General features: G+C 56.4%; 24 protein-coding genes and 1 tRNA gene. 12 read left to right on the forward strand and 13 right to left on the reverse strand.

The features are described from left to right. The gene (gene htpX, locus KORLAC_RS17665; protein WP_068308986.1) at positions 1–909 is read right to left on the reverse strand and encodes a zinc metalloprotease HtpX; all 909 of its coding nucleotides are present in this window, start codon (positions 907–909) and stop codon (positions 1–3) included. A gap of 156 nt (positions 910–1,065) precedes the next feature. On the opposite strand from htpX, the gene KORLAC_RS17670 reads away from it, so the two are divergent. Together KORLAC_RS17670 and KORLAC_RS18745 are read left to right on the forward strand one after the other, a co-directional pair. Continuing rightward, entirely contained in the window at positions 1,066–1,971 is a 906-nt protein-coding gene (locus tag KORLAC_RS17670) for a CPBP family intramembrane glutamic endopeptidase (protein WP_068308988.1), read from the forward strand. Beyond that, on the forward strand, positions 1,971–2,138 hold the full coding sequence (locus tag KORLAC_RS18745) for a DUF1674 domain-containing protein (RefSeq protein WP_074519238.1): 168 nt from the start codon (positions 1,971–1,973) through the stop codon (positions 2,136–2,138). Before KORLAC_RS17670 ends, KORLAC_RS18745 begins: the two co-directional genes overlap by 1 nt. A 27-nt stretch (positions 2,139–2,165) precedes the next feature. On the opposite strand, the gene KORLAC_RS17675 is transcribed toward KORLAC_RS18745, so the two are convergent. Together KORLAC_RS17675 and KORLAC_RS17680 are read right to left on the reverse strand one after the other, a co-directional pair. Beyond that, positions 2,166–3,944 carry a hypothetical protein gene (locus KORLAC_RS17675; RefSeq protein ID WP_068308990.1) on the reverse strand — a complete coding sequence of 593 codons (1,779 nt, stop codon included), beginning with the start codon at positions 3,942–3,944 and terminating at the stop codon, positions 2,166–2,168. An 8-nt stretch (positions 3,945–3,952) separates the two neighbouring features. Next, on the reverse strand, positions 3,953–5,575 hold the full coding sequence (locus KORLAC_RS17680; RefSeq protein ID WP_074519237.1) for an ATP-binding protein: 1,623 nt from the start codon (positions 5,573–5,575) through the stop codon (positions 3,953–3,955). Between the two features lie 129 nt (positions 5,576–5,704). On the opposite strand from KORLAC_RS17680, the gene KORLAC_RS17685 reads away from it, so the two are divergent. Beyond that, a complete protein-coding gene (locus KORLAC_RS17685; protein WP_068308994.1) occupies positions 5,705–6,916 on the forward strand; it encodes an MFS transporter in 1,212 nt (403 codons plus the stop codon). Between the two features lie 11 nt (positions 6,917–6,927). Here KORLAC_RS17685 and KORLAC_RS17690 read toward each other — a convergent pair whose 3' ends face one another. Next, entirely contained in the window at positions 6,928–7,905 is a 978-nt protein-coding gene (locus KORLAC_RS17690; protein ID WP_068308996.1) for an NAD-dependent epimerase/dehydratase family protein, read from the reverse strand. Between the two features lie 177 nt (positions 7,906–8,082). On the opposite strand from KORLAC_RS17690, the gene KORLAC_RS17695 reads away from it, so the two are divergent. Then, entirely contained in the window at positions 8,083–9,018 is a 936-nt protein-coding gene (locus tag KORLAC_RS17695; RefSeq protein WP_068308998.1) for a DUF481 domain-containing protein, read from the forward strand. 9 nt (positions 9,019–9,027) lie between these two features. Here the strand turns inward: KORLAC_RS17695 and KORLAC_RS17700 are convergent, their stop codons facing one another. The 3 genes from KORLAC_RS17700 to KORLAC_RS17710 form a co-directional block, all read right to left on the reverse strand. Then, complete coding sequence (locus KORLAC_RS17700; RefSeq protein ID WP_068309000.1) at positions 9,028–9,447, reverse strand: secondary thiamine-phosphate synthase enzyme YjbQ; 420 nt, start codon at positions 9,445–9,447, stop codon at positions 9,028–9,030. 5 nt (positions 9,448–9,452) lie between these two features. Further along, a complete protein-coding gene (locus tag KORLAC_RS17705) occupies positions 9,453–9,860 on the reverse strand; it encodes an Hsp20 family protein (RefSeq protein WP_068309002.1) in 408 nt (135 codons plus the stop codon). Between the two features lie 198 nt (positions 9,861–10,058). Further along, on the reverse strand, positions 10,059–11,423 hold the full coding sequence (locus tag KORLAC_RS17710; protein WP_082714769.1) for an SPOR domain-containing protein: 1,365 nt from the start codon (positions 11,421–11,423) through the stop codon (positions 10,059–10,061). Between the two features lie 144 nt (positions 11,424–11,567). Between KORLAC_RS17710 and KORLAC_RS17715 the strand changes: the two genes are divergently transcribed. Beyond that, on the forward strand, positions 11,568–12,557 hold the full coding sequence (locus tag KORLAC_RS17715; RefSeq protein WP_139167377.1) for a tetratricopeptide repeat protein: 990 nt from the start codon (positions 11,568–11,570) through the stop codon (positions 12,555–12,557). A 123-nt stretch (positions 12,558–12,680) separates the two neighbouring features. Here KORLAC_RS17715 and KORLAC_RS17720 read toward each other — a convergent pair whose 3' ends face one another. Together KORLAC_RS17720 and KORLAC_RS17725 are read right to left on the reverse strand one after the other, a co-directional pair. After that, on the reverse strand, positions 12,681–13,214 hold the full coding sequence (locus KORLAC_RS17720) for a ribbon-helix-helix domain-containing protein (RefSeq protein ID WP_068309008.1): 534 nt from the start codon (positions 13,212–13,214) through the stop codon (positions 12,681–12,683). Between the two features lie 27 nt (positions 13,215–13,241). Then, a complete protein-coding gene (locus KORLAC_RS17725) occupies positions 13,242–13,952 on the reverse strand; it encodes a ParA family protein (RefSeq protein WP_068309011.1) in 711 nt (236 codons plus the stop codon). 255 nt (positions 13,953–14,207) lie between these two features. Here KORLAC_RS17725 and KORLAC_RS17730 point away from each other — a divergent pair, with 255 nt between their 5' ends. Together KORLAC_RS17730 and KORLAC_RS17735 are read left to right on the forward strand one after the other, a co-directional pair. Beyond that, positions 14,208–15,386 carry a glycosyltransferase gene (locus KORLAC_RS17730; protein ID WP_068309013.1) on the forward strand — a complete coding sequence of 393 codons (1,179 nt, stop codon included), beginning with the start codon at positions 14,208–14,210 and terminating at the stop codon, positions 15,384–15,386. Positions 15,387–15,481: 95 nt separating this feature from the next. Further along, positions 15,482–15,988: a nuclear transport factor 2 family protein gene (locus KORLAC_RS17735; RefSeq protein ID WP_068309014.1), complete on the forward strand. Its 507-nt coding sequence runs from the start codon at positions 15,482–15,484 to the stop codon at positions 15,986–15,988. 150 nt (positions 15,989–16,138) lie between these two features. Here the strand turns inward: KORLAC_RS17735 and KORLAC_RS17740 are convergent. Together KORLAC_RS17740 and KORLAC_RS17745 are read right to left on the reverse strand one after the other, a co-directional pair. Next, positions 16,139–16,214: transfer RNA gene (locus tag KORLAC_RS17740), tRNA-Ala, on the reverse strand. A 140-nt stretch (positions 16,215–16,354) separates the two neighbouring features. After that, on the reverse strand, positions 16,355–16,660 hold the full coding sequence (locus KORLAC_RS17745) for an FYDLN acid domain-containing protein (protein WP_068309016.1): 306 nt from the start codon (positions 16,658–16,660) through the stop codon (positions 16,355–16,357). 160 nt (positions 16,661–16,820) lie between these two features. Here KORLAC_RS17745 and aroA point away from each other — a divergent pair, with 160 nt between their 5' ends. Continuing rightward, entirely contained in the window at positions 16,821–18,146 is a 1,326-nt protein-coding gene (gene aroA, locus KORLAC_RS17750) for a 3-phosphoshikimate 1-carboxyvinyltransferase (RefSeq protein ID WP_068309019.1), read from the forward strand. On the opposite strand, the gene KORLAC_RS17755 is transcribed toward aroA, so the two are convergent. After that, the gene (locus KORLAC_RS17755; RefSeq protein ID WP_068309022.1) at positions 18,147–18,536 is read right to left on the reverse strand and encodes a VOC family protein; all 390 of its coding nucleotides are present in this window, start codon (positions 18,534–18,536) and stop codon (positions 18,147–18,149) included. It abuts the gene before it with no gap. A gap of 161 nt (positions 18,537–18,697) precedes the next feature. Between KORLAC_RS17755 and cmk the strand changes: the two genes are divergently transcribed. From cmk to KORLAC_RS17775, 4 genes are all read left to right on the forward strand, one after another. Continuing rightward, the gene (gene cmk, locus KORLAC_RS17760) at positions 18,698–19,339 is read left to right on the forward strand and encodes a (d)CMP kinase (RefSeq protein WP_068309024.1); all 642 of its coding nucleotides are present in this window, start codon (positions 18,698–18,700) and stop codon (positions 19,337–19,339) included. Positions 19,340–19,536: 197 nt separating this feature from the next. Beyond that, positions 19,537–21,240, forward strand: coding sequence for a 30S ribosomal protein S1 (rpsA, locus tag KORLAC_RS17765; protein WP_068309026.1), 1,704 nt, complete (start codon positions 19,537–19,539; stop codon positions 21,238–21,240). A 283-nt stretch (positions 21,241–21,523) separates the two neighbouring features. Continuing rightward, a complete protein-coding gene (locus tag KORLAC_RS17770; protein WP_068309029.1) occupies positions 21,524–21,802 on the forward strand; it encodes an integration host factor subunit beta in 279 nt (92 codons plus the stop codon). Between the two features lie 43 nt (positions 21,803–21,845). Further along, positions 21,846–22,208 carry a lipopolysaccharide assembly protein LapA domain-containing protein gene (locus tag KORLAC_RS17775; RefSeq protein ID WP_068309031.1) on the forward strand — a complete coding sequence of 121 codons (363 nt, stop codon included), beginning with the start codon at positions 21,846–21,848 and terminating at the stop codon, positions 22,206–22,208. On the opposite strand, the gene KORLAC_RS17780 is transcribed toward KORLAC_RS17775, so the two are convergent. After that, positions 22,209–22,811: a hypothetical protein gene (locus KORLAC_RS17780; protein WP_068309033.1), complete on the reverse strand. Its 603-nt coding sequence runs from the start codon at positions 22,809–22,811 to the stop codon at positions 22,209–22,211. Positions 22,812–22,825: the final 14 nt, after the last annotated feature.

The following is a 22,825-nucleotide window of genomic DNA, read 5'->3' on the forward strand; positions in this document are numbered from 1 at the left end:
CTAGCCCCAAGGGCCGCGACGACTGCCGCCACTGTTTGGGATGCCTGAGCCGCCTGGTGTGGCGGATGGCGGCATCCGGTCAGCCATCGCTTCAAGGCGTGCGATCCGTTCTTCCATGCGCGGGTGCGTGGAAAAGAGGCTGTCAAAGGCCCGGCCATGCAGCGGGTTGACGATAAACATATGGGCCGTGGCGGGGTTATCCTCCGCAGCTTCATTGACGGTGCGACCGGCACCGAGATGAAGTTTTTCGAGCGCACTGGCGAGTGCCAGGGGCTCCCCACTGATTTCGGCCCCTGCTTTGTCGGCGGCAAATTCGCGCGTTCGCGATATGGCCATCTGCACCAGCATGGCGGCCATGGGGGCAAAGATCATCACCAGAATGGTACCGATTAGCCCCAGCGGATTATTCCGGTTGCCGCCAAAGAAAAGGGCAAAGTTCGCCAGCATGGATATGGCGCCAGCAATGGTCGCGGTGATGGTCATCGTCAGCGTGTCGCGGTTCTTTACGTGCGCCAGTTCGTGGGCCATCACGCCTTCGATTTCAGATCGGTTCAGCGTCCTCAGCAAGCCGGTCGTGGCAGCAACCGCAGCATTTTCAGGGTTCCGGCCTGTCGCGAATGCGTTCGGCTGGGGGTTGTCGATGATATAGACCTTCGGCATGGGCAGGTCGGCCCGTCGGGCGAGCGCCGCCACCATGCTGACCAGTTCGGGCGCCGATTGCGCGTCCACCTGACGCGCGCCGTGCATGGACAGGACCATACGGTCCGAATTCCAGTAGGCGAACAGGTTCATGGCAGCTGCGATGGCGAAAGCGATCATCATGCCGCCTGTGCCACCAAGCATATAGCCGATGGCAAGGAAGAGGCCGGTCATGGCGGCCATAAGAAGGGCGGTTCTGGCAAAACTCATCATAGCTCACTCACACATCGTTCTGTCGCATCTATATTGTGCGGCCTTCTATATTTGGGCAGCCTAGACTTTGGTTCAAGATGTGCGCCTTTTACTTAAAAAAGGTGGCAAAATTCGCTAAGACAGGGTCAGGGCGAATGGGAGAAGGGACAATTCATGTCTGATATCAGGCAGGGAAAAACTCCGCCAACGGAAATGACAACCAGGACGATTGTGCTGTTTCTGGTGCTGACGGCCATCCTTGGCGGCGGCGCCGCCATGATGGTGATCGAAATGGGTTTCAAGCGCCACTATGTGGCCATCATGATGTGGACCCCGGGCATTGCTGCACTATTGACCTACAAATTCCTCAAACTGGATATCGGGTCGTTGGGCTGGTCCTGGGGGCGGCCGAAATGGCAGCTGCTGTCTTTCCTGACCCCGATAGCCTACGGCCTTGTGGCATATGGGCTTATCTGGGGCCTGGGCTTTGGTGGTGTGCTGGACCCCAAGTTCGTGGAAGAAGCAGGCTATCATCTGGGTCTTGTCGGCTGGTCACCTGCCGCGACGGTTTTGATGGGCGCCCTGATTTTCGGTGCTGTTGGCATGATCTGGCACATGGCAACCGCACTGGGTGAAGAGATTGGCTGGCGCGGTCTGTTGACGCCGCTTTTGCTCCGGAAAACAAGTTTCCCGATTGCGTCGCTGCTGACGGGCCTGGTGTGGGCCGCATGGCACATGCCGCTGATTTATTTCACAAAATATAACGCCGGCCCGGTGGACCTGCACGTCCAGTTTGCCAACTTCACCCTGATGACGGTGGGTATTTCCTTCATCATGACCTATTACTGGCTGAAGTCGGGGAATCTTTGGACAGCCACAGTTCTGCATGCTGCGCACAATGCTTATATCCTGTCGATCCTGCAGCCGATGACGGTGCAGTATGAGGAAACCTGGCGGTATGCCAATGAATTCGGTTTTATCCTACCTCTTGTAGTGGCAGTGTTTGGCCTCTATTTCTGGTACCGGGCTCACAAGGAAGGGCTCGCTGGTGTTCAGGAAAGAATTGAAGGACAAGAGTGATGAGTGACAAAACGGAATCCAAGGCTGATAAAGACAAGCCCGGCGCCTCAGGCGGTGCTGGCCAAGGCAAAGCCAAGGTGCTCCCGAAAGAGCTTGGTGGCCGCAAGGGCCCCGAACCTACCCGTTATGGGGACTGGGAAAAAAACGGCATTATCTCTGATTTCTAGGCCGATATTCGGGCCTGACTTCCCGCCCTATTCTTCAGTTTTGTTTTCGGTTTCGTCCGAATCGTCTGCGATTTCCTCATCAGGGTCGAAGTCTTCTTCTTCCCTGACCTCTTCTTGGGGCGGCTTGGTGATGCCCGCCTGTTCCAGAAGCACTCTGAAGTTCATGAGTTCGGCTTCTGCCGCCTTCCGGTCCAATCCTGCAATCAGACCTTCGGTGAAGCCGGGCTGCTTCATGTAAATGCGTACCTGATGTTCTGCCCGGTCGCGGCAATCGCCCTGGGTGAAGAAATCTTCAGCCAGCATATTCAGGATTTTCTTTGATTTTTCCTGCAGGCTGATGTCCAGGTTATGCAGCTTTTTCAGAATCTGCGTATTGTCCAGGATGGCCTTGCAGAAGGCATCCAGCTTTTCCGCGATCTTGCGCCGATGCATTTCTGTGAGGTCCGCCTCGTTGATCCGATTCTGCAGCTTGGTCAGGTCGCCCATGCGCTGGATGGGTTGGTGGTTGTCCAGCCCGACAAACACCGATTCATATTCTGGCCGGGTCAGGATCGGCAGCATGAAGTTGGCAACCATCCGCTTGTTGCTATGCCCGATCGTGAATTTCTCGAGGTCGAGCAACGCATTCAATTGGTCAATGGGGCTTTTCATTTCGAAAAGCGTCTCGCCTACCGCCTGGCTGTTCAACAGACGGGCTGACCGTTTTGAAAGGGCTTCTTCGAGGCCCTCAAATTGCCCGACATCCTCAACGAGGGATTCGAGAGTCTCGCGAATCTGGTTCAGGCGCTTCAGTTGGTCCACAAGGCCCAGGTCACTGATCGGTTTGGCGGCTTCGATCTCCGTTTGAAGGCGACCCAGCAGGACGCGTGCGGTCTGCGGCATCTGCCCCTGGGACAGGAAACCGTTCAGCCTTAAGACTTCGTCGCTGAAACACGGTGAATGTTCATTCTCGCCCATCATGCTCAGTTGACCAGCCTGAAGGTGCGCCAGCCAGATAATGAACTGCGCCCGGTCGTCCGGTTCGCCAAGAAGCTGGAACGGTACCGATTGGTGTTGCATCAGCTCGGCGATGAACTGGTCTAATATTTCGATAACCCATGAGGGGCGATCCGCCGCCAGAAGGACGATTGAGCGGCCGATCTTATCGCTCAGTGTCACTGCAGGCCTAAGGTATTCTGTAATCGAGGAAATCAGCAGGAAGCGCTTGTTTGACTTTTCCTTCAGCTGCTCGATGATTGGCTTCAGTCGCCCCATTTCCAGCGACGGAATCTTTTCGGCATTCCCTTTCATGATCTCAATCGACTGATCGATGATCTTGTAGATTTTGCGCATCCGCTCCTGAATGGAGCCTTGTTCTTCTTCAAAGGAAACGGCAGTCCGTTGCACGGCATTCTGAAGCTTGGTACCGGCATTGTAGAGCTTATAGTAATGCTCAAGGCTGTGCAGAAGCTCTGTTGGCGTGATCATCCAGTCTGCCAGCGTGTTCCCCAAAAGGTCCCAGATTGACCGCCGTCCATCAGGGCTGTAGAGGTCGTCAGGGGTCAGGCAGGGCGAAATGGATCCGCTCTGGTCATACTTCGACTGTTTTCGCTGGGCGCCACGGGAATAGATCTCGATAGACGAGAACTCATTGTTGGCCTTGTCGTAGCTTTCCTTGGAGACTTTTATTCCGGTGTACCGGCGGCTGCCCCAAAGCTCTTCAGCTTTCTCGACGGCCACTTTCCTGTCTTTGATGACTTCCAGAATGGTCCAACTGCTGCCGCGTCGCCCCACAATTTCGTAATGGACGCTTTGGCCTAAGGACATTGTGCCTCCTATCTCACTCCCCGCCTCCAATTGTTGATCGTATCGTTCACCAATTCCTCAAGGCAGTCAACATCTTGCCGCCAGCTTTCGTGAAACTCTGGGTCATTGCTTGCTGGCCTGCGGTGTTCATCAAGGAAATCCAGCTGAACCCGGATTGGGCAACCAACGCCTTCGCCTGCGATCACGCATTCGCGGTTCTGCAGACTCGGTAGCGATGCCAGGAAGCTTTCGCCGCCTTCCGGCATGGCGTCTGCCACATAAGACCGGTCTTTCTCGTTGTTCATGCGCATGGAAATAATGGTGCCGCATTGGCTCAGCACCGATTCCGACAGGTCAGACGGGCGTTGGGACACGAGCCCAAGCGCCACGCCATACTTCCGGCCTTCCTTGGCGATTCGCTCCAGCGACCTACGTGCTGCATGGATGCGGGCATCGCTGGCCGCGTGCGGCACATAGCGGTGAGCTTCCTCGCATACCAGCAGGATGGGGGTGGCGTCCGCATGCCGCCGGCTCCACATGGCGAAGTCGAACACCAGACGGCTAAGGAGCGAGACCACAACGTCGACGATGTCGGAGGGCACGCCAGATAGGTCCAGCGTGGTCACCGGCCTGCCGTCCACAGGGAAGCGCAGCAGCTGAGACACAAGGCTGGTCAGATTGTCCTGCATCAACATGCCCGAGAACATGAAGGCGAAACGTTGGTCGGCCCGCAGCTCTTCAACCTTGTTCCTGAGCCGCAGGAACGGCCGAACCTCTTCTGCCTTTTCGAAGCTGCCAAGCTCGTCGTCGATGCTCTTCAGCAGGTCCGTGAGCTTATAGGGGATAGGGGTGTCCACGGTCAGCTTTGTCAGCTGATAACTCGGGCCAGAAACCTTGCGGGCGGCCAGCAGGCAGCGTTTGAGGATATCAATTTCCGCCTGCCTGTTGTGGGCATCCCGGCCGATAAAGACTTCCACATGTTCTTCGAAATTCATCAGCCAGTAAGGCAGCTTCAGATTGTCGGTGGAGAAATGAACGCCGTTGCCGGAAAAGGCCCGGGCATATTCATTGTGCGGGTCCAGGATCACGATATGGGCGTTGGGGCATCGTTCCACCAGCCGGTGGATCATCAGTGAAACGGTACTGGATTTGCCCGTCCCGGTGCTGCCCAGAACCGCGAAGTGTTTCGACAGCAGTTTTTCCACCAGAAGGCTGGCGGGGATGGTGCCACTTGGGTGTACCGTGCCGACACGGATCGCCCCGTCATTTCTGGGTGCGTAGATTTTCTCGAGGTCGCTGTCGGACGCCGCATAGGCCGGATTGCCCGGCAAGGGGAACGTCCGCACACCACGGGAAAAATGCTTTTCGCAATATTGGCCCAACAGGTCGACGGTGAGATTAAGCGCACCTGACTGGCCGGCTGTTACCTTGCGGATCACGCCAAACAGCTGGTCATCGCCCACCGGAAGTTTGAGTGTTGCACCAATGCGAAGAAAATCGGAAAGAGCCCCGTCACGCGCCAGCGTAGGCTCAACCGCAAGTGTGAAACCCGCAGCGTCAACTGCCGCCACATGACCCAATAGCCGGGCCTGACGACCTGTATCCTGCGCGCCGGAGCCTGTTCCGGTGGGCAGGTGAGATGTGAGAGGCATGAAGACCTCCTATGTTGCCTGATCGACTCAATTCATTTGAGTTTTATCCAGCTTGCGCCTAGATGCTTAACAAGATTTTAAACGTTGATTTTGCCTAAAATACGGCGGAATTTCTGAGCTGGAGCATGTATGGCTTTCCTGCGAGACAATCTGAAGCTTCTGGGGTTCGGCTTTACGGTCGCGATTTTCTCCAGCTTCGGTCAAACCTATTTCATTGGGGTATACCGGGAACCAATCTCGACCGCATACGAGCTGTCGAACAGTGATTTCGGCTTGTATTACATGATTGTCACCATCGGCAGCGCCATTGGGCTGAACCGGTTTGGCCATTTGATCGACAGCGTGCCGCTTGCGCGTTATGCCGCTGGTCTGGTTCTGTTGCTTGCAGTTGCCTGTCTATCCATGGGATTGGCCGGGCCAGTGTTTCTGTTGTTTGCCGCGATGATGTTTGTCCGCTTGATGGGCCAGGGCATGATGACCCATGCGGCCATGACCACCATGTCGCGCTATTTTGACCGAAACAGGGGACGGGCAGTGGCCATTGCTGGGCTCGGGATGCCGGTCGGGCAGGCCATTTTTCCCGCGTTAGCCGTGTTCCTGATGACGCGGGTGAGCTGGCAATCCAGCTGGCTCGTCTTTGCTGGCGTCTGCCTTCTTGTGGCATTGCCTCTCGTGACCTACCTGCTGCGGCATCACGAAAGGCGCCATGCCGACTGGGTGGCGTCTTCTGCGGCGAACGGGCCGTCAGATGGCGCGGTGGGGGGCAAGGTCTGGCGGCGCAGGGATGTTGTCCGGGACTACCGCTTCTATCTGGCATTGCCTGCCGTAATCGTTACGCCTTTCTGGATCACAGCCGTCTTCTTTTTTGCCGAAGATATCGCCAGTTCCAAGGGCTGGACGATGCAGGCCTTCACCGGACTTTACTGGCTGTATGCCCTGGGGGCTGCGGTCACCCCGCTTCTGGGGGGCGCGCTTGTGGATCACTTCGGCGGCCGCCGTTTGCTGCCCTGGTATCCACCCATCATGGCCATCGGGCTGTTGGTCGGTCTTGTCAGCACAGGCGGAATCGGGATCGGTATCTTCCTGGCGCTGATGGGCCTGGTGCTGGGGGCGGCCGGGCCGGTCAATAACGCCATGTGGGCGGAGATATATGGCACGCGTTACCTCGGGGAGATCAAGGCGCTTGCAACGTCATTGCTGGTGCTTTCCACGGCCCTGGCGCCTTATCTGCTGGGTCTTCTATTGGACGCAGGTGTGGCATTTGACACGCTGCTGATTGCAGGCATGGTGCACAGCCTTGTGGGCAGCCTTCTGGTTATGCCTGTGGCGCGCCGCAGGTAACGTCCGGGTGCTTACAGTCTCTTCTGCTCGCGCAGATAGGTGATACTCTCCTTCACGGATTGCTCCAGTGGCACTTCCCGATAGCCCAGTTCCCGGACTGCTTTTTCACCTGAAGCCGCCACGGTCTCGCACGCGAAATAGGCCTCTTCGGGCGTGATCATGGGCCGTTTACCCGTTATCGCTGACCCGACAGAGAGCACACGGGACACAGCTTTGAGTACGAAAGCAGGGGTCGGTTTGCCGGGCGCCGGTTTCGCCAACTCGGCCGCGGCTAGCGACAGGAATTCTCGCATCGTGGCATAGGGGCCGCCAAGGATATAATTTTCACCGGTCTGGCCTTTTTCATAGGCTGCCACGACAGCTTCTGCGACCGATCGACCGTTGGCAAAATTGCCCGCTCCGGGTGGTACGCCAGGTAACGTGCCTTCGTTCAGCATCTGGATCATACGCGACCAGTTATGGTCATCATAGCGGCCAACAATATGGGTTGGGTTCAGGATCACGGCATTAATACCGCGGCTGACCGCGTCCAAAACACGCCTCTCAGCGATGGCTTTGGTGCGAGCATAGGAAACCCAGCTATATAGGGCGCGGTATTCGCTGGTTTCGGTCACCGTATCCTTATGGATGCCATATACGGAGGTCGAGGACACATGGACGAAGCGGTCTGCCTTCAATTCCTGGCAAAGTTGCAGCATGGATTCTGTGCCACCAATGTTGATGGCAGCTTGCTGGTCGGCCTCCTTCTTCCAGGTGCTGGTATCTGCGGCGACATGGAAAATACAGTTGATCCCGTCAGGCAGCTGGTTCTTGCAGCCGGTCACATGCAACAGATCTCCCTGAACGAAGGTAACGCCGTCACCGATCAGTTTGCGGGCGCGATCTTCGTTGCGAACCAGGGCATATATTGTCCAGCCGGCCTCGCGCAGGACGTCTATGATGTGCCGCCCCAGGAATCCTGTGGCCCCGGTAATGAATGCTGTCGGCATATTGATGCCCCTTTTCGTGGTCTTGAAGACTTGTTTTTTTTTCGCGGTAGCGCTAAGTCACTGCCCAAATACCCCAGATATTGAAGGACTATGGCCTCGATGCAGACGTTTGGCAAATACACTCTCCGATTGGCAGCGCAATTCCTACTCTTCAGCGCACTAGTGGCCCCAGCCGCTATGGCAGACGGGTCGAAAGGATACGACAAGCTGTTGGAAACGGCTGTAGCCAGCGATGATCAGGCCACGTTTGATACCATCCTTGAGGCCGCCCTGGCAACCTGGCCGGATGACAGGGAGGCCATCCTGGCGATGGCGAAGGGCCTGAAGCCCGAGTGGATGGAGCCAGCGCAAATCCAGGAAGTGGAAGAAGCAGAAGCGCGCAAGGTTGCGGCTGAAGAGGCCTCTAAAGCCCGCGGTATCATTTACTATCTCGATCCGTCTCTATGGAATGGTCAGGCCGAGTTGGGGGCGACATCCTCCACAGGTGACTCTGACGAACAGTCGATCTCCATGGGTCTCAGCTTCCGACGCGACTTTGGCGAGCGTTGGTCGCATGACCTGGATCTGAACTTTGATCTGGGCCGCAACAGTGGCGAAACCACCCGCCAGAGGTTCGTTACCAAATATGAAGCCATCTGGCGCCCCTGGAACGGAACATACGCAGTCAACTATACCGAACTCGAGATGGATAAGTTCTCGGGCTATGACTATCGGGTTATCGAGAATATCGGTATTGGTTACCAGCTTATCGACACCGACCGTCAGAAGCTCCGATTCCAGGGTGGCCCAGGTATTCGGATCAGCCGGGTCGAGGCAACGTTCGATGAGTTTGGCACGATGCTGTCGCCTACAATGACAGAGAAAGAATTCCTTGGGCGCATCTCTTCCACCTACGAACTGAAGTTGACTGATTCCGTAAGCTTCAAGGATCGGGCTTCTGTCCTGATCGGCGTCGACATGACGACGGTGGAAAACTGGATGGAATTGACGGCCCGCATCAATGCCCACCTGGCGGCGCGCTTCTCCTTTGAGGTTCAGTATGAATCGGCGCCTCCGGTTGGGACCGCAGCCTGGGATACCATCACGCGTGCAGCGCTTGTTTACGATTTCTAGGAATCTGCCTCAATCACCCATCAGGTGACAAACCACCCGGCGCGTGTGCCCCATGCGCCGATGTTCCAGCACATAAATGCCCTGCCATGTCCCCAGCACAGGCCTGCCGTCCATCACCGGGATATTCAACGATACGTCCGTGACCGCTGCCTTGACGTGCGCGGGCATGTCGTCCGGTCCTTCACACGTGTGCCGGTAAAGCCGCATGTCTTCTGGCGCCAGCCTTCCAAGGGCATCAGTCAGGTCTGCCTGGACGTCTGGATCGGCGTTTTCCTGAATCGTCAGCGAGGCGCTTGTATGCTGGATAAAAAGCGTCAACAGCCCGGTATCAATACCGCTTTCGGCCACAAAGCCAGAGACCTGCCGGGTGATCTCGAAGCAGCCCTGGCCTGTGGTGGCAACCCTTAGCGTTGTCTGTTCCTGACGCATCGGACTTAAGAGATCTTGATGGTGCGGATGGTTTCCTGCTGCTCTGGACGCGTCAGGTCAATATGCAACAGTCCATGTTCCATCATTGCGTCGCTCACTTCCATGCCGTCCGCCAGCACGAACTTCCGGACAAACTGCCGGGCGGCGATGCCGCGATGCAGATAGGCCTTTTCTCCGCTGTCATCGGCCTGTTTACCGCGAATGATCAGCTGGTTTGCCTCAAGGGTGATCGATAGGTCGTCTTTTGAAAATCCCGCAACCGCCAGCGTGATGCGAATGGCATGGTCGCCAATATGCTCGATGTTGTAGGGGGGGTATCCTTCGCCCGAATTCTTGGAGACGCTATCCAATAGCTCTTCCAGTTGGTCAAAGCCCAGAAGGAATGGACTGTTGAAAATAGACATGCGGGACATGGGCCTCTCCTTGATCAAGCGAATGGCAACGGTTAGTCGCCTGTTCCCATGTCGCATGCTGTGCCCTTCTGTGAAGCAGCACCGGTTCGACTGTGGTCCGGGCGAAAAGCAAAAAAGGACGCCGGGGTGCGGCATCCTTTCTGATTTTGGGTATTGAGGCCATCCCGTTCAAGGGAAAAAGCGCATTTTCCAGATGATCTACTGGCCCAGGCTTGCTGTCTGAGTTGTCGTGGACGCCGGTTTTTTGGTCGCGCTGGTTTCATCGGGCAAGCTGCCTTCTGTTTTCTCAGGTGGGCGAATCCAGCAGGATGTACCGCGTGCGCGCAGCTCCTCGCACAGGTCCTTCGCTTGCTTCAGGGTCTTGAGCGGACCGGCATTGAGGCGGTAATAGAAGCCTTTCGGGTCCGTATCCCGGTCACCAAAATCCACCTCAGAACGGCGGGGCGGGATATCCTGCAAAAGATCGCCGCTCTGGCGGTACAGGATCGTCCAGCCGCGCATCAGATTGTCAATTGTGCGGTAGGCACCGATTTGCAGCGCCCAGCCTTCAGGCTCCACCAGGGGCGGAATTTCGGTCAGCTCATAATCTGCCTGCGCAACTTCAACTTCAGGTTCTGGCTCTGGCTCGGGTTTCGGCTCCGGCTCGGGTGCCTTGGCCATCATCACCGGCTGTTCCATCAACCGTTTGGCGGCATCCTGACGGTCGGTCGAATCGGCAATCTGCAGGTTTGCCGCCTCGTCGCGAGTCCACGCCGGGTCGATCGTGCCGGTTACCAGAGCCTGCATACGCTCGCTTGGTGCCAGGCTCGAAAGCGACCGGTAGAAAGTGAAGGTGTCACCGATGGTTTCCGGGTCAAGATCCAGGCGCGCGATCTGGAATGCGTCCGATTCGCGGCCATCAAGCAGATACGCCATCGCCAGATTCTGCCGTCCCTGCGGGCCAAGTGTGCCGGATTTCACCAGCGGCTCCAGAATTGTCACAGCGACTTCCGGGTGACCAGTGGTGGCATAAAGGAGTGCGCGGTTCGACAGCCCGGTCGGGTCCATGACGACCGCCAGCGTGTTCATTGCATCGCCGGTGCGGCCCATAGCCGCTTCTGAAATAGCCTGGCCGGAAAGGATTTTGCTGTCGCTGGGTGAATAGGCCCGAGCCTGTTCAAATGCGCTCAGGGCATCCTCAAATTGGCCGAGCGCCAGGTTGGTTTTGCCCAGGGTATACCAGCTGTTGCCGTCCATCTGGCCGCGCGCGCCCAGGGTCGTGAGAATGCGGACCGCTTCCTCATGTGCGCCGCGGGCAGAGAGGCTGTTTGCCAGCGCCGCAAGCACTGCCGGGTCGCCGGTTTTGGCACCGAGATGGCGGTAAAGAGGAATGGCAGCTTCATGCTGGCCGTTGGCTGCCAGATCATCAGCGATGGCCTTGAGGCCACCTGCCGATTGCGCTCTGGCTGCCGAAAAATCGGATGCAACGGGAGGCATGTCGGATGCGCTTTGATAGCTGCAGCCCAACAATGCGATGGTGCTGGCGCACATAAGAAGTGGCCTGATCATTTTGTAACTATTCATATGACGCTCACTTGTAAGCGTGGATTTGCCTGATAATTTCAGGACATACCGTATGGTAAAGACATGAAAGAAGGTTTAATCATCCGAAATGCTTTTAAGCGTTTTTTCTCTTAATTTTATCGAAAATCCCGTTAGATTCAGGTCATGACAATGTTGCGGACATGGTTGGTTGCCTGCCTGGTGCTCGGATTTCTTTCCGGGTATGGCCTCAAGGTCCATGCTTTGCAGGACGCCGCGTCGGCTGCTGGCCAGACGGATGATGACCAGTTGGGCGATGGCATCAGGAACGCGCTGGAACTGATCCGTCAGGATCAGGTAGGCGCCGCAATCGATATGCTGCGCCGTTTGGGCGAACTTGGAAATGCCGAGGCCTTTTTTCACCTGGCGGAAATTCACCGGATTGGCGTAGGGCGGGAGCCGGCACCCAGAATTGCGCTGATGTATTACCGCCTGGGGGCACAGATGGGCAGCAAGCAGGCCGCGCTGAACCTGGCGAACATCCTGTTTTTCGAAGGTGATCGGGACCAGGCGTCGGTTCAGGAAGCGATGGCCATCTGGCAGCAATATGCGCTGCTGGGCGACGTGGAAGCGATGTATCTTTTGGGCATGGTTTACTGGAATGGGGAGGGCGGCTTGGTGCCGGACCCGATCCGGGGGTATGGCCTTGTGTGGCGCGCGGCCAGCACAGACTATGACCCCGCGACGGAAACCGAACCCGCCATGCGCCAGCAGCTCCAGGATGAGGCCGTCAAGGCTGCCCAGGACTATGCCGAAAATCTAGAGACAAAAGGATTTGATCGTACGCCGCTTGACCTTCACCTGGTGACCGATGCGGAAATTGATCTGCCGGAAGACAGCCCTGCGTCGCGCAAACCTGAAAACTGGGACGCCGTTTGGCGGCTTGAGGTCGGGTTTGCCATGGGTGAAGAAGAAACCCGGGAGCTTGAAAAAGAGATTCTGGCAAAAAAAGCGGACACTGTTGGCGACCTGTATCATGAAATCATTGAGGCGCCGAACCGGCCTGGCCTTTTCCGCCTGCTGTTTGGCCCAATCGGCGGCATGCAGGATGCGGTCAAGCGCTGCGTATCGCTCAAGAGATCCGGCTATGATTGTTTCGCCAAACCGCCGAGTTGAGAGAGGCCGTCGCATCCAAATAGTGCACGGGGGAACAGCTGTTTCAGCTGCTCCCCCGCTTGCTCCTCCCAAAGAGCCAGGACTTGGGAGGTGCATCCCCTAATCCTGATTGTCAGGCAGAACTTATTTCTTTGAACCGCAGATGCAGTTGCTGCCGCGCGTCTCTGATTTCAGCAGCTCCCGGACGGCTTCTTCCATCAGGGATTGCTGCGACGTGCCTTTGCGGGCCGCCAGCAGACGAAGCTGCATGTCCATGTCCTCGTCCAGCCGCAGGGTTTTGTGTTTGCGGGTATCAACCGCAGCCGCTTTCGCTGCTGGTTTGGAAGGTCGTACCACCTCGTCCGTTTGCACCAGTGTATGCCGTGCCTCAGCAGGGGCAAACAAAGGACGAGGCGGTGTCTGCTCAGATGCCTTTTGAGACGCTGAGCAAATTTGTTCGTTGGCGGCTTCTTGTGCCGCTTTGGGGTGTGCATCAGCCTTATCAGACTGTGGTACTGGTTGCCCAGAATGTCCAAGAACATCGGTCTTTTTCTTGACCGGGGCTTGCCAGCGTTTTTCCGCCGGAAGATCAGGGGCGAAAATATCCCGCGCCGATGCGGAAGGCTGTGCGTGGCCTTTTCTGGCAAGCAAGGATGCGGTCAGAGATGCCATCGTCATGGTGAGATCCTTTCGTGTCCCGGCGACTTAACTGATGTGTTGTACGTTGCCAAAGCTTGGACGATTGCCGAAAGGCGACCGGCCGGCGGCAACGGTTTTGAAGGTTGCCTTAAGCGGCAGGCGCGCAATGCGGTCTGCCACGTACGTCCACAATTCGGTGATTTCCTGGTGTGATTTGCCACCCGTCGCGGCTTCCATCACTGTGCGGCCGTCGATCATGCTTGCGGCAAAATCCTGCCGGTTATGGACGACCGTTGGCGCCACTGTGCCGTGCTGGGAAAGGGCGATTGCGGCCTCGCCGGTAAGGCGGGCCCGGGCCGTGGCGCCGTTGACCACAAACATCAGTGGCTTGCCGGCGCGTTCCACCAGGTCAACGGTGGCGCCAGCAGCCCGCAGGTCGTGGGGGCTAGGCCGGGTTGGAATGATCACCAGATCAGCACGGCTCACCACAGCCTGAATGGACCGTGTAATGGCGGGCGGCGTGTCGATAATCGCAAGGCGGAAGCCTTGTTCGCGAAGTTGGTTCAAATCCTGCTCCAGGGAGCCGATGGCCGTGTGGGCGAATGCGGGAGCTGTTGCTTCCCGTTCGTTCCACCATTCAGAAAGACTGCCTTGGGGGTCTGTATCGATAAGGGCGACAGGGCCGGCGCCAGCGCGTTCTGCTTCTACTGCGAGGTGGCCTGAAAGCGTTGTTTTGCCTGAACCGCCTTTTTGCGAGGTAACGGCGATAATACGCATTATATGTCTCCATTGTGCCTGACGGGGTTTTCCCCATTTGAGACTCAGCCTAGCGCGAGCCGCGTAAAAATGGCCTTAAGGATTGCGACAAGTTCGATTATAAATGATTGATAATACTGATAAAATTTTACCTATAGCGATGTGCTGGACGCTAAGTGCCTTGGAAAAATGAATTTTTCGTTGCTGTCTTGATCGTGGTTGCGATTGTTTCTAAGACAAACTGATGTCGCCGAAGGGGCGGAAAAGGGAAATTCGGTGAAATATCTGATCGTACATGACGCCGCTCCGGGCCAGTTTGTTCATATTTACAAACATCTTCTGAAGACTGGCGATCACGACATCCTTGTCGCCAGCCGCAAAGGGTCGACACTTCGCCTGCCAGTCAAGCAAGTGGTGTATGACCTGCCGGAAAACCTTGCCGGCCCGGATGTCGGGTTTGCCGATAAGGCGGTCGGGCTGGGCCTGAACCTCTACCGGGAGCTCAAGCCGATGGCGATCAGCGGTTGGGTGCCGGATGTGATCCTGTCCCATGCCTCGCGCGGCGCGTCATATTTTCTGAAAGACTTGTTCCCGGACGCGCGCATGGTTAGCCTGTTCGAGTGGTACTATGGCGTGCCCTCCCCCGCGGAGGTGAAAACGGGGGCGGCCTTGCGCCAGAAATGCCGCAGTGCGGCAGCCACCAACATGCCCATTTTGCGAGACTTTGAACTGATGGACGCAGGCTATGTGCCAACAGAGTTCCAGCGGGCGCAGTTCCCAAGGGGCTGGCAAAGCCGTCTGGAGGTTCTGCATGACGGGGTGGATACGGACCTGTACCGGCCCGCGAGCAGCCTGACGCTTGAGGTTTCAGGAAAACGCTTCCGCAAGGGTGATGAGATCATGACCTACGCCGGGCGCGGTATGGAGCATACGCGGGGGTTCATGCAGTTCATGGCCGCCGCCGCGAAGGTGCAGGGCATTCGGCCTAACCTGCATGTGCTGATCGCAGGCGCCGACCGAATCTGCTATGACGGCAAGAAAGGTCCTGGGCTGAAAGCCCGTGCGGAGGAGGAAATTCCGTTCGACAAGGACCGTACCCATTTTGTTGGCCTGCTGCCGGAGGCCAAGTTCGTTAGCTTCCTTCAGATTTCCAGCCTGCATGTCTATTTGACCCGCCCGTTTGTCCTTTCGTGGTCGATGCTGAATGCCATGAGTGTGGGGGCGCCGGTTCTGGGCTCTGATACGGCACCCGTGCGCGAAGTGATCCGAGACGGAGAAAATGGCCGTTTGGTGGATATGGACAATGCTGACGCGCTCGCAGACGCCATGGACCGCATGCTCGGGGACAGGGCAGGCTCCGCGGCACTCGGCAAGACCGGGCGGGCCACAATCCTTGAGAAATACGACCTGAAGAAATGCCTGAAGCGCCAGCTTGAGCTGATGCACGGACAATAGGCAACGTCAGACCTTTTCTTCCTTTGGCAAATCTGTGCTAAGAACGCTGTTATAAAAATAAAGCAGCAAAACAACGACAGATAACGAGGAAAATCATGAAAATTCTATTGTTTGCGGTCCTGATGGCAGGAGTGTCTTTTGGTGCGCATGCGCAGGTGTCTCGTGACAGCGAGCTGTTCACCACGCTGAAGGCGCTTGACGACGCCCTGTTTGAGCGGTCTTTCAACCAGTGTGAAAGCGCGGTCCTGGAAAACATCGTCTCCGACGATTTCGAATTTTATCACGACAGTGGCGGGTTCGAGAATTCGAAGGCCTCTTTCATTGAAACAGTTGAGAAAAACATCTGCAGCAATCCGGCCCAGAAACCGATCCGCAAATTGGTGGAAGGCAGCCTTGAGGTTTTCCCTTTGTATGGAAACGGGGTTCTTTATGGTGCCATCCAGCGCGGTGAGCATGAGTTTTATATCAGGGAAGCCGACAAGCCGCTGAGGCATACCTCAAGTGCCCGCTTCACCCATGTGTGGATCAAAGAAGGGGATAGCTGGATGCTGAAAAGAGTGCTGAGCTACGATCACTATTCCCCGGATCAGGGTGATCATTGATCCGACAAGCTTAAAAGACAAAACCCCCGCCCGGTGAGGCGAGGGTTTTCGAGGGTTGGCCGAACGGGCCAAGAGGCGCATCGCCGAAGGCGCCGCCAAACTCGATCCCGGAAAAGACAAAACCCCCGCCCGGTGAGGCGAGGGTTTTCATGGTGGAGCCGAACGGGATCGAACCGTCGACCTCTACACTGCCAGTGTAGCGCTCTCCCAGCTGAGCTACGGCCCCGTATCTGGGTGCCCCGAGGTCGTTACCCCCAGGAACGGCGCGGACTATAGAATCGGCCCAAGGTCCGCGCAAGCAAAAAAACAGCTCATTAAAATTAGGCTTTTGAGGCCCCCGGTTTGGCGGCCTCCTGCCTAGCTGTTTTAGGTGTCGTCGTCCGTCAGCGACGTATCGACAATGGAGCTCACTTCGTCGTCGTCATCGTCGTCGAGGCTCACATCTGCCAGGTCTTCGTCATCGACGTCGAGATCATCTTCGTCGTCGTTGGCTTCTGGCTCTTTTTCTTTCACTTCTGCAACAGGCAGTGGCTGCTTGGTCTTCAGAATTGGCTCAGGAGCCCACTCGTTGCCACAGTCGATACACACCACTGGATCATCTTTTTTCAGGTCGTAAAAGCGTGTGCCGCATTTTGGGCAAGTCCGCTTCGTGCCCCATTCGGGTTTTACCACGTTTCTCTCCTTCGCGTTCATTAACCGCGTCAGCATTTCTGTATAGGGCCTTGCGTTTTGGACGCAATTCGGCCAAGAATTCGGCGCATCCCTTGCCACGATCAGTGGCGCCTGTCAAAGCTTTTACTCGTCGAACCCTGTCTATAGTTGGAAATGCTCCGTGCCAAGTCTTAATTCCGCGCCCCGTCAACCACTCACCGGTACCGTTAAGGTGCCGGGCGACAAGTCGATTTCCCATCGGTCCCTGATGCTGTCTGCGCTGGCGGTCGGTGAAAGCCACATTACTGGCCTCCTCGAAGGCGAAGATGTGCTGGCAACGGCCGAGGCCATGCGGGCAATGGGCGCAACGGTTGAACGACTCGGTGACGGCGAATGGCGGGTATCCGGCGTTGGCGTTGGCGGGTTGATGACCCCCGACAATGTGATCGACATGGGCAATTCGGGCACCTCAACACGGCTGATCATGGGCTTGATCGCGAGTCACGACATCACCGTGACCATGACAGGCGACGCGTCTTTGCGGGGCCGCCCTATGGGCCGCGTGACTGTGCCGCTGTCGGAAGTCGGCGCCCAGTTCGCAGCCCGCGAGGGCAAATACCTGCCGCTGACCATCACAGGCACACGGGACCCGATGCCGATCGACTATACGCCGCCCATGGCCAGCGCCCAGGTCAAATCGGCTGTGATGCTGGCAGGACTCAACACGCCCGGCACCACCACCGTTCGCGAAAAGGTGGCGACGCGGGACCATACGGAACGCATGCTGAGCGCCATGGGTGCCGAGATTGACGTGACGGAGGAAGACGGCCTTCGTGTCGTGCGCCTCAAGGGCCAGCCAGAATTGAAGCCGATCACGCTTGAAGTACCGGGGGATATTTCCTCCAGCGCATTCCTGCTGGTAGCAGCCTCGATTATCCCAGGGTCTGACGTGACGATTGAGAATGTGGGCATGAACCCGCTCAGGACCGGCATTGTCCACGCGCTGAAGGCCATGGGCGGTGACATTGAAATATTGAACGCCCGCACGCTGGGCGGTGAACCAGTGGCAGATTTGCGGGTGCGGGCAGCGGCGCTCAAGGGCGTGACCAACCTGCCGGTGGACCCGTCCACCATGATTGACGAATTTCCGGTTCTGTTCTGTGCGGCAGCTGTGGCGGAAGGCACCAGCCGTTTCACGGGGCTTGAGGAACTCAGGGTCAAGGAATCGGACCGCTTGGCCGTGATGGCTGCAGGGCTCAAGGCCAACGGTGTTGAGCTGACAGAATTTGAAGACGGTCTCGAGATCAGGGGCGCTGGTGGAAACGTGCCGGGCGGCGGTATGGTCGAGACGCATCTCGACCACCGTATCGCCATGGCCTTCTCTGTGCTCGGGCAGCGGGCGGACACTGCGGTCACCATCGACGATGCCAGCCCAATCCAGACCAGTTTCCCAAGCTTCATCGACCTGATGACTGGCCTGGGTGCGGGACTGACCCTGAAAGCCTAGTTACGCCTCTTCTGCAGGGAACTGGGCGAAGGTAACGATATGGCCGCCGGGTTCGCGGAAGCCGATTTCGGTACTGCCATAGAATGTTTCACGCCAGTCCATCGCCACGTCGTAGCCGTTGAGGGCCTGGGCAACCGCTTTGACATCCGGGACGGTGATGAAAATCAATACAGGGCTGCCGGTTGAAGCGTCTTCAATTTCAGGGCAATCGTCTTTAATGCTGGTGCGGGTCTGGAACATGATCTGTTGGGTACCATTCACCAGAATGGCAAACCCCATATGATCGTCCTCAGGTACCTGCACGGTTACTTCAAAGCCGACCTTGCTGAAAAATTCGGCCGAGGGCTCAATTCTGTCGACGGCCAAATTGGGGGTAAGTTGAGTGATCATTCCTCTATCCTCGTGTGCGCCACTCGGGCAATTGTTCTCTATTTGTTCTCATTTACCATCAAGTGCTGAAAGAGTCGAATCCTTTTGGTTGTATTATTTCAAGCTGGCGCAACGTGGCCGAAATTCCTATAAACCGGCGAACATATGAAGGGTGATTCGCGGTGATTATTGCAATTGATGGCCCGGCAGCAGCCGGAAAAGGTACGTTGGCCCGGCGCCTTGCCGAAAAGTTCAACTTTGCCTATCTGGACACCGGTGCGCTTTACCGGGCGGTTGGGCTGACACTGCTGAAGCAGGGCATTGACCCCACAGATACAAAAGCGGCAGAGGCGGCTTCCACCGACCTTGATCTTGGCTTGTTAGATGATTCTGACCTGCGCGCCGAGGCGACAGGCGGGGCGGCCTCGAAAGTGGCTGCAATGCCGGCGGTTCGCGCCAACCTATTGGATTTTCAAAAGAATTTTGCGAAGAGGCCTCCGGAAGGAAAAGCTGGCGCTGTACTGGATGGCCGGGATATCGGCACAGTGGTGTGCCCCGATGCGGACCTGAAGCTTTTTGTAACTGCCAGCCCCGAGGTGCGCGCGGAGCGTCGCAGGCTCGAGATGGAAGGCCGTGGCCAAAGGGCCGACTTTGATGCTATACTCGCCGACGTCCGCGCAAGGGACGAGCGGGACATGGGCCGAAAAGATGCCCCATTGAAGCCCGCTGAAGATGCCCTCTTGCTTGATACGTCTAATTTGGATATAGACGCCGTGTTTTTACGGGCGGTCGCCTTGGTTCAAGAGCGACTAAAGCCCCAATAGCCGAAGACGCTTCCACGCGGTCCCGATGGTCAGGCCCCAGGGTTTGCCCGAGAGGGATCATTTTGTTGTTGGTGTTAGAGGCTTCCGAGGCTGATGAAAAAGGCGGGATGGTCCCACCTTTCCAAGACCCCTCAGGAAGAAGACCGCCGGAACCAACCGGCAGGCAAAGAAATATATATGTTGAAAGGAAGACATACATGTCTGAAGCGGCAAAAATGCCGAGCGTTTCTGATTTTGAAGCGCTTCTGAATGAAACTCTGCCAACTGAAGACGAAGGCTTTGAAGGCCGCGTCGTAAAAGGCACCGTCGTTTCCGTTGAAAACGACTTCGCAATTGTGGACATCGGGCTCAAAGCTGAGGGCCGTGTACCACTCAAAGAATTTGCTCCGGCTGGTAAAGCTGCTGAGATCAGCGTTGGTGACACCGTAGAAGTCTACGTTGACCGCGTTGAGAACGCTCTTGGTGAAGCGATCCTGTCTCGCGACAAAGCCCGCCGTGAAGAAGCTTGGACTGAGCTTGAAAAAGCGTTTGAAGGCGATGCCCGTGTTGACGGCGTTATCTTCGGCCGCGTTAAAGGCGGCTTCACTGTTGACCTCAACGGTGCTGTTGCATTCCTGCCAGGTTCCCAGGTTGATATCCGTCCGATCCGTGACGTTACGCCTCTGATGAACATCGAGCAGCCGTTCCAGATCCTGAAAATGGACCGTCGTCGTGGCAACATCGTTGTCTCCCGCCGTGCCGTTCTCGAAGAGGATCGTGCAGAACAGCGTGCTGAGCTCATGGGCAAACTCGAAGAAGGTGATGCCGTTGACGGTGTTGTTAAGAACATCACCGATTATGGTGCATTCGTTGACTTGGGCGGCATCGACGGCCTCCTGCACGTTACCGACATCTCCTGGCGTCGTGTGAACCATCCTTCTGAAGTTCTCTCCATCGGTGAGACCGTGAAGGTACAGGTTGTTCGCATCAACCCGGAAACGCAGCGCATCAGCCTTGGCATGAAGCAGCTTGCTGCTGATCCATGGGAAGGCATCGAAGCCAAATACCCAGTACAAGCCAAATTCACTGGTACCGTGACCAACATCACCGACTATGGTGCGTTCGTTGAGCTCGAGTCCGGCGTTGAAGGCCTCGTGCACGTGTCCGAGATGAGCTGGGTTAAGAAAAACGTACACCCAGGCAAGATCGTTTCCACCAGCCAGGAAGTCGAAGTTATGGTTCTGGAAGTTGATCCAGCCAAGCGTCGTATCTCCCTCGGCCTCAAGCAGTGTGGCGAGAACCCATGGGAAGCGTTCGAAGGCAAGTACCCACAAGGTACTGAAATCGAAGGCGAAGTTAAGAACATCACCGAATTCGGTCTGTTCATTGGCCTCGACGGCGATGTTGACGGCATGGTTCACCTCTCCGACCTCGATTGGGAGCGTTCCGGTGAGGAAGCCATCCAGGACTACAAGAAAGGCGACACTGTTAAAGCCGTTGTTCTGGACGTTGACACCCGCAAAGAGCGCATCAGCCTTGGCATCAAGCAACTTGGCGGTGACCCATTCGCAAACGTTTCTTCCAAGAAGAAAGGTGAGCAGGTTACCTGTGTTGTTAAAGCCGTTAACGACAACGGTATCGAAGTTGAAGTTGGCGACACTGGCGTAACTGCCTTCATCCGTCGTTCCGACCTCGCTCGCGACCGCGGTGACCAGCGCCCAGAGCGTTTCGCTGAAGGCGACAAGGTTGACGCAATGGTAACTGGTGTGGACAAAGGTTCCCGCAAGATGAACCTGTCCATCAAGGCCCTCGAAGTTGCAGAAGAAAAAGCTGCTGTTGAGCAGTATGGTTCTGCAGACTCCGGCGCAAGCCTTGGTGACATCCTTGGTGCCGCGCTTGAGAAAGCCAAAGAAGACAAATAATCGGAATTCCCCTCGGGGACCTGATTTGAAGGCCGCTCCATCTGGGGCGGCCTTTTCTTTTTGGCTGCCTGATTTCTACTGGCTGGCCATGCGCGAAATGGGGGTGTGGGAATCGTCAAAACCAGGTGAAAGATAAGTATCGAATCGATTCTTTTTGTTAAAAGCTCTTTTAATTGAAAGGCTTATCTTGACGGCAGCGCCATCAGATGGCACTTTTAAAAAAAGCACATTACGTACCCGGGTTTTGAGTGCACAAGATTTTGGCCCCCAGGGGAGGACGCAGATGATCAAATCTGAGTTGATTGCAAAAATAGCCGAAGCCAACCCGCATCTCTATTACCGGGATGTTGAGCGCATTGTTTCCAAGATTTTCGACGAAATAACATCAGCCCTTTCGCGCGGTGACCGTGTGGAACTCAGGGGTTTTGGTGCCTTTTCCGTGAAGGAACGGCCTGCACGCGTTGGCCGCAATCCACGTACCGGCGAAAAAGTGGAAGTCGCTGAAAAGCGGGTCCCCTATTTCAAGACCGGGAAAGATCTTCGCGAGCGCCTGAACAGCTGAACCAGGCGCTCTGTACCCACCTGAACCAGTATGAAAGACTGACATGGCACAGTCGCTCGCCAGCTTGATTCGCCGCATTTTCTGGATTCTGCTGGCGCTTTTCCTGATCTATTTCTCGGTCAACAACCGGACTCCTGTCGATCTCCGCTTTGCGCCTTTTGATGTTACCTTTGCGGTGCCAGCATTCCTTCTGGTTTTTGTTGGAATCTTTATTGGTCTTCTGTTGGCGGCGGGTGTGACCGGCTGGTTGAGGCTTAAGGGATTCGCGCGCCGCAGGCAGGCGGAGCGCCGCGCGGCCTATCTTGAAGACCAGGTCTCTGCCCTCGCCGAAGATGCGCACGAAGCGAAGGCCCGCCGGGCACACGACGCCGCGACACTTTCAGACGGCAACAGCGAAGAGCCCTGATCAATCAGTCTCCGCCGGGCATTGGGCTTGGGCCATGCTGTCCGCAAGGATTTTCCGAAAAGCTTTTTCACTTACAAGTCTTGAATAGGGCTCTGCCTTTGCAAGTTTGACCCAAACCGACATGGTGGGAAAACTGATTGCGCCGCTGCAAGCAGGTACTTCCGCGTCTGTCGATGAATCGGACTTGATGTCAAAACCAATGCCAAGGCTGTTGTTCCCAGGGGCTTTGGAGAGTGCATAGGCTTTTAGTTGCAATTCACGTGCTTGGGCAACTCGGTCACGGGGAACGCGAAGAACGATTGTTCGGTCAAGGGACATGGCGGGTGGTAGCGCTGCCAACTCGGGGCCCGATCGGAGAATCTCCATTGGAATATTGCCTTCGAAGGAAAGCATGTCGTCGGTGCTGCCGGACAATGACACGCTAACTTTGTCAACGGTTACGCCGACAGGGAGTTCGATAGCCATGCGTGTTGTGTCTGGGTTTACTTCAAGAAAATCGACATTTCGATATTTCCATAGGGTTCCCAAGTCCATGTGTGAACAGGCGGCGGTGAGAAGGGCCAATAGAATTAGCGTTGGCGCAGTCTTGTAGATTCTACTCATTGCAGATAGTTCCC

It is taken from the genome of Kordiimonas lacus, assembly GCF_001550055.1.
Taxonomy (GTDB): Bacteria; Pseudomonadota; Alphaproteobacteria; order Sphingomonadales; family Kordiimonadaceae; genus Kordiimonas; species Kordiimonas lacus.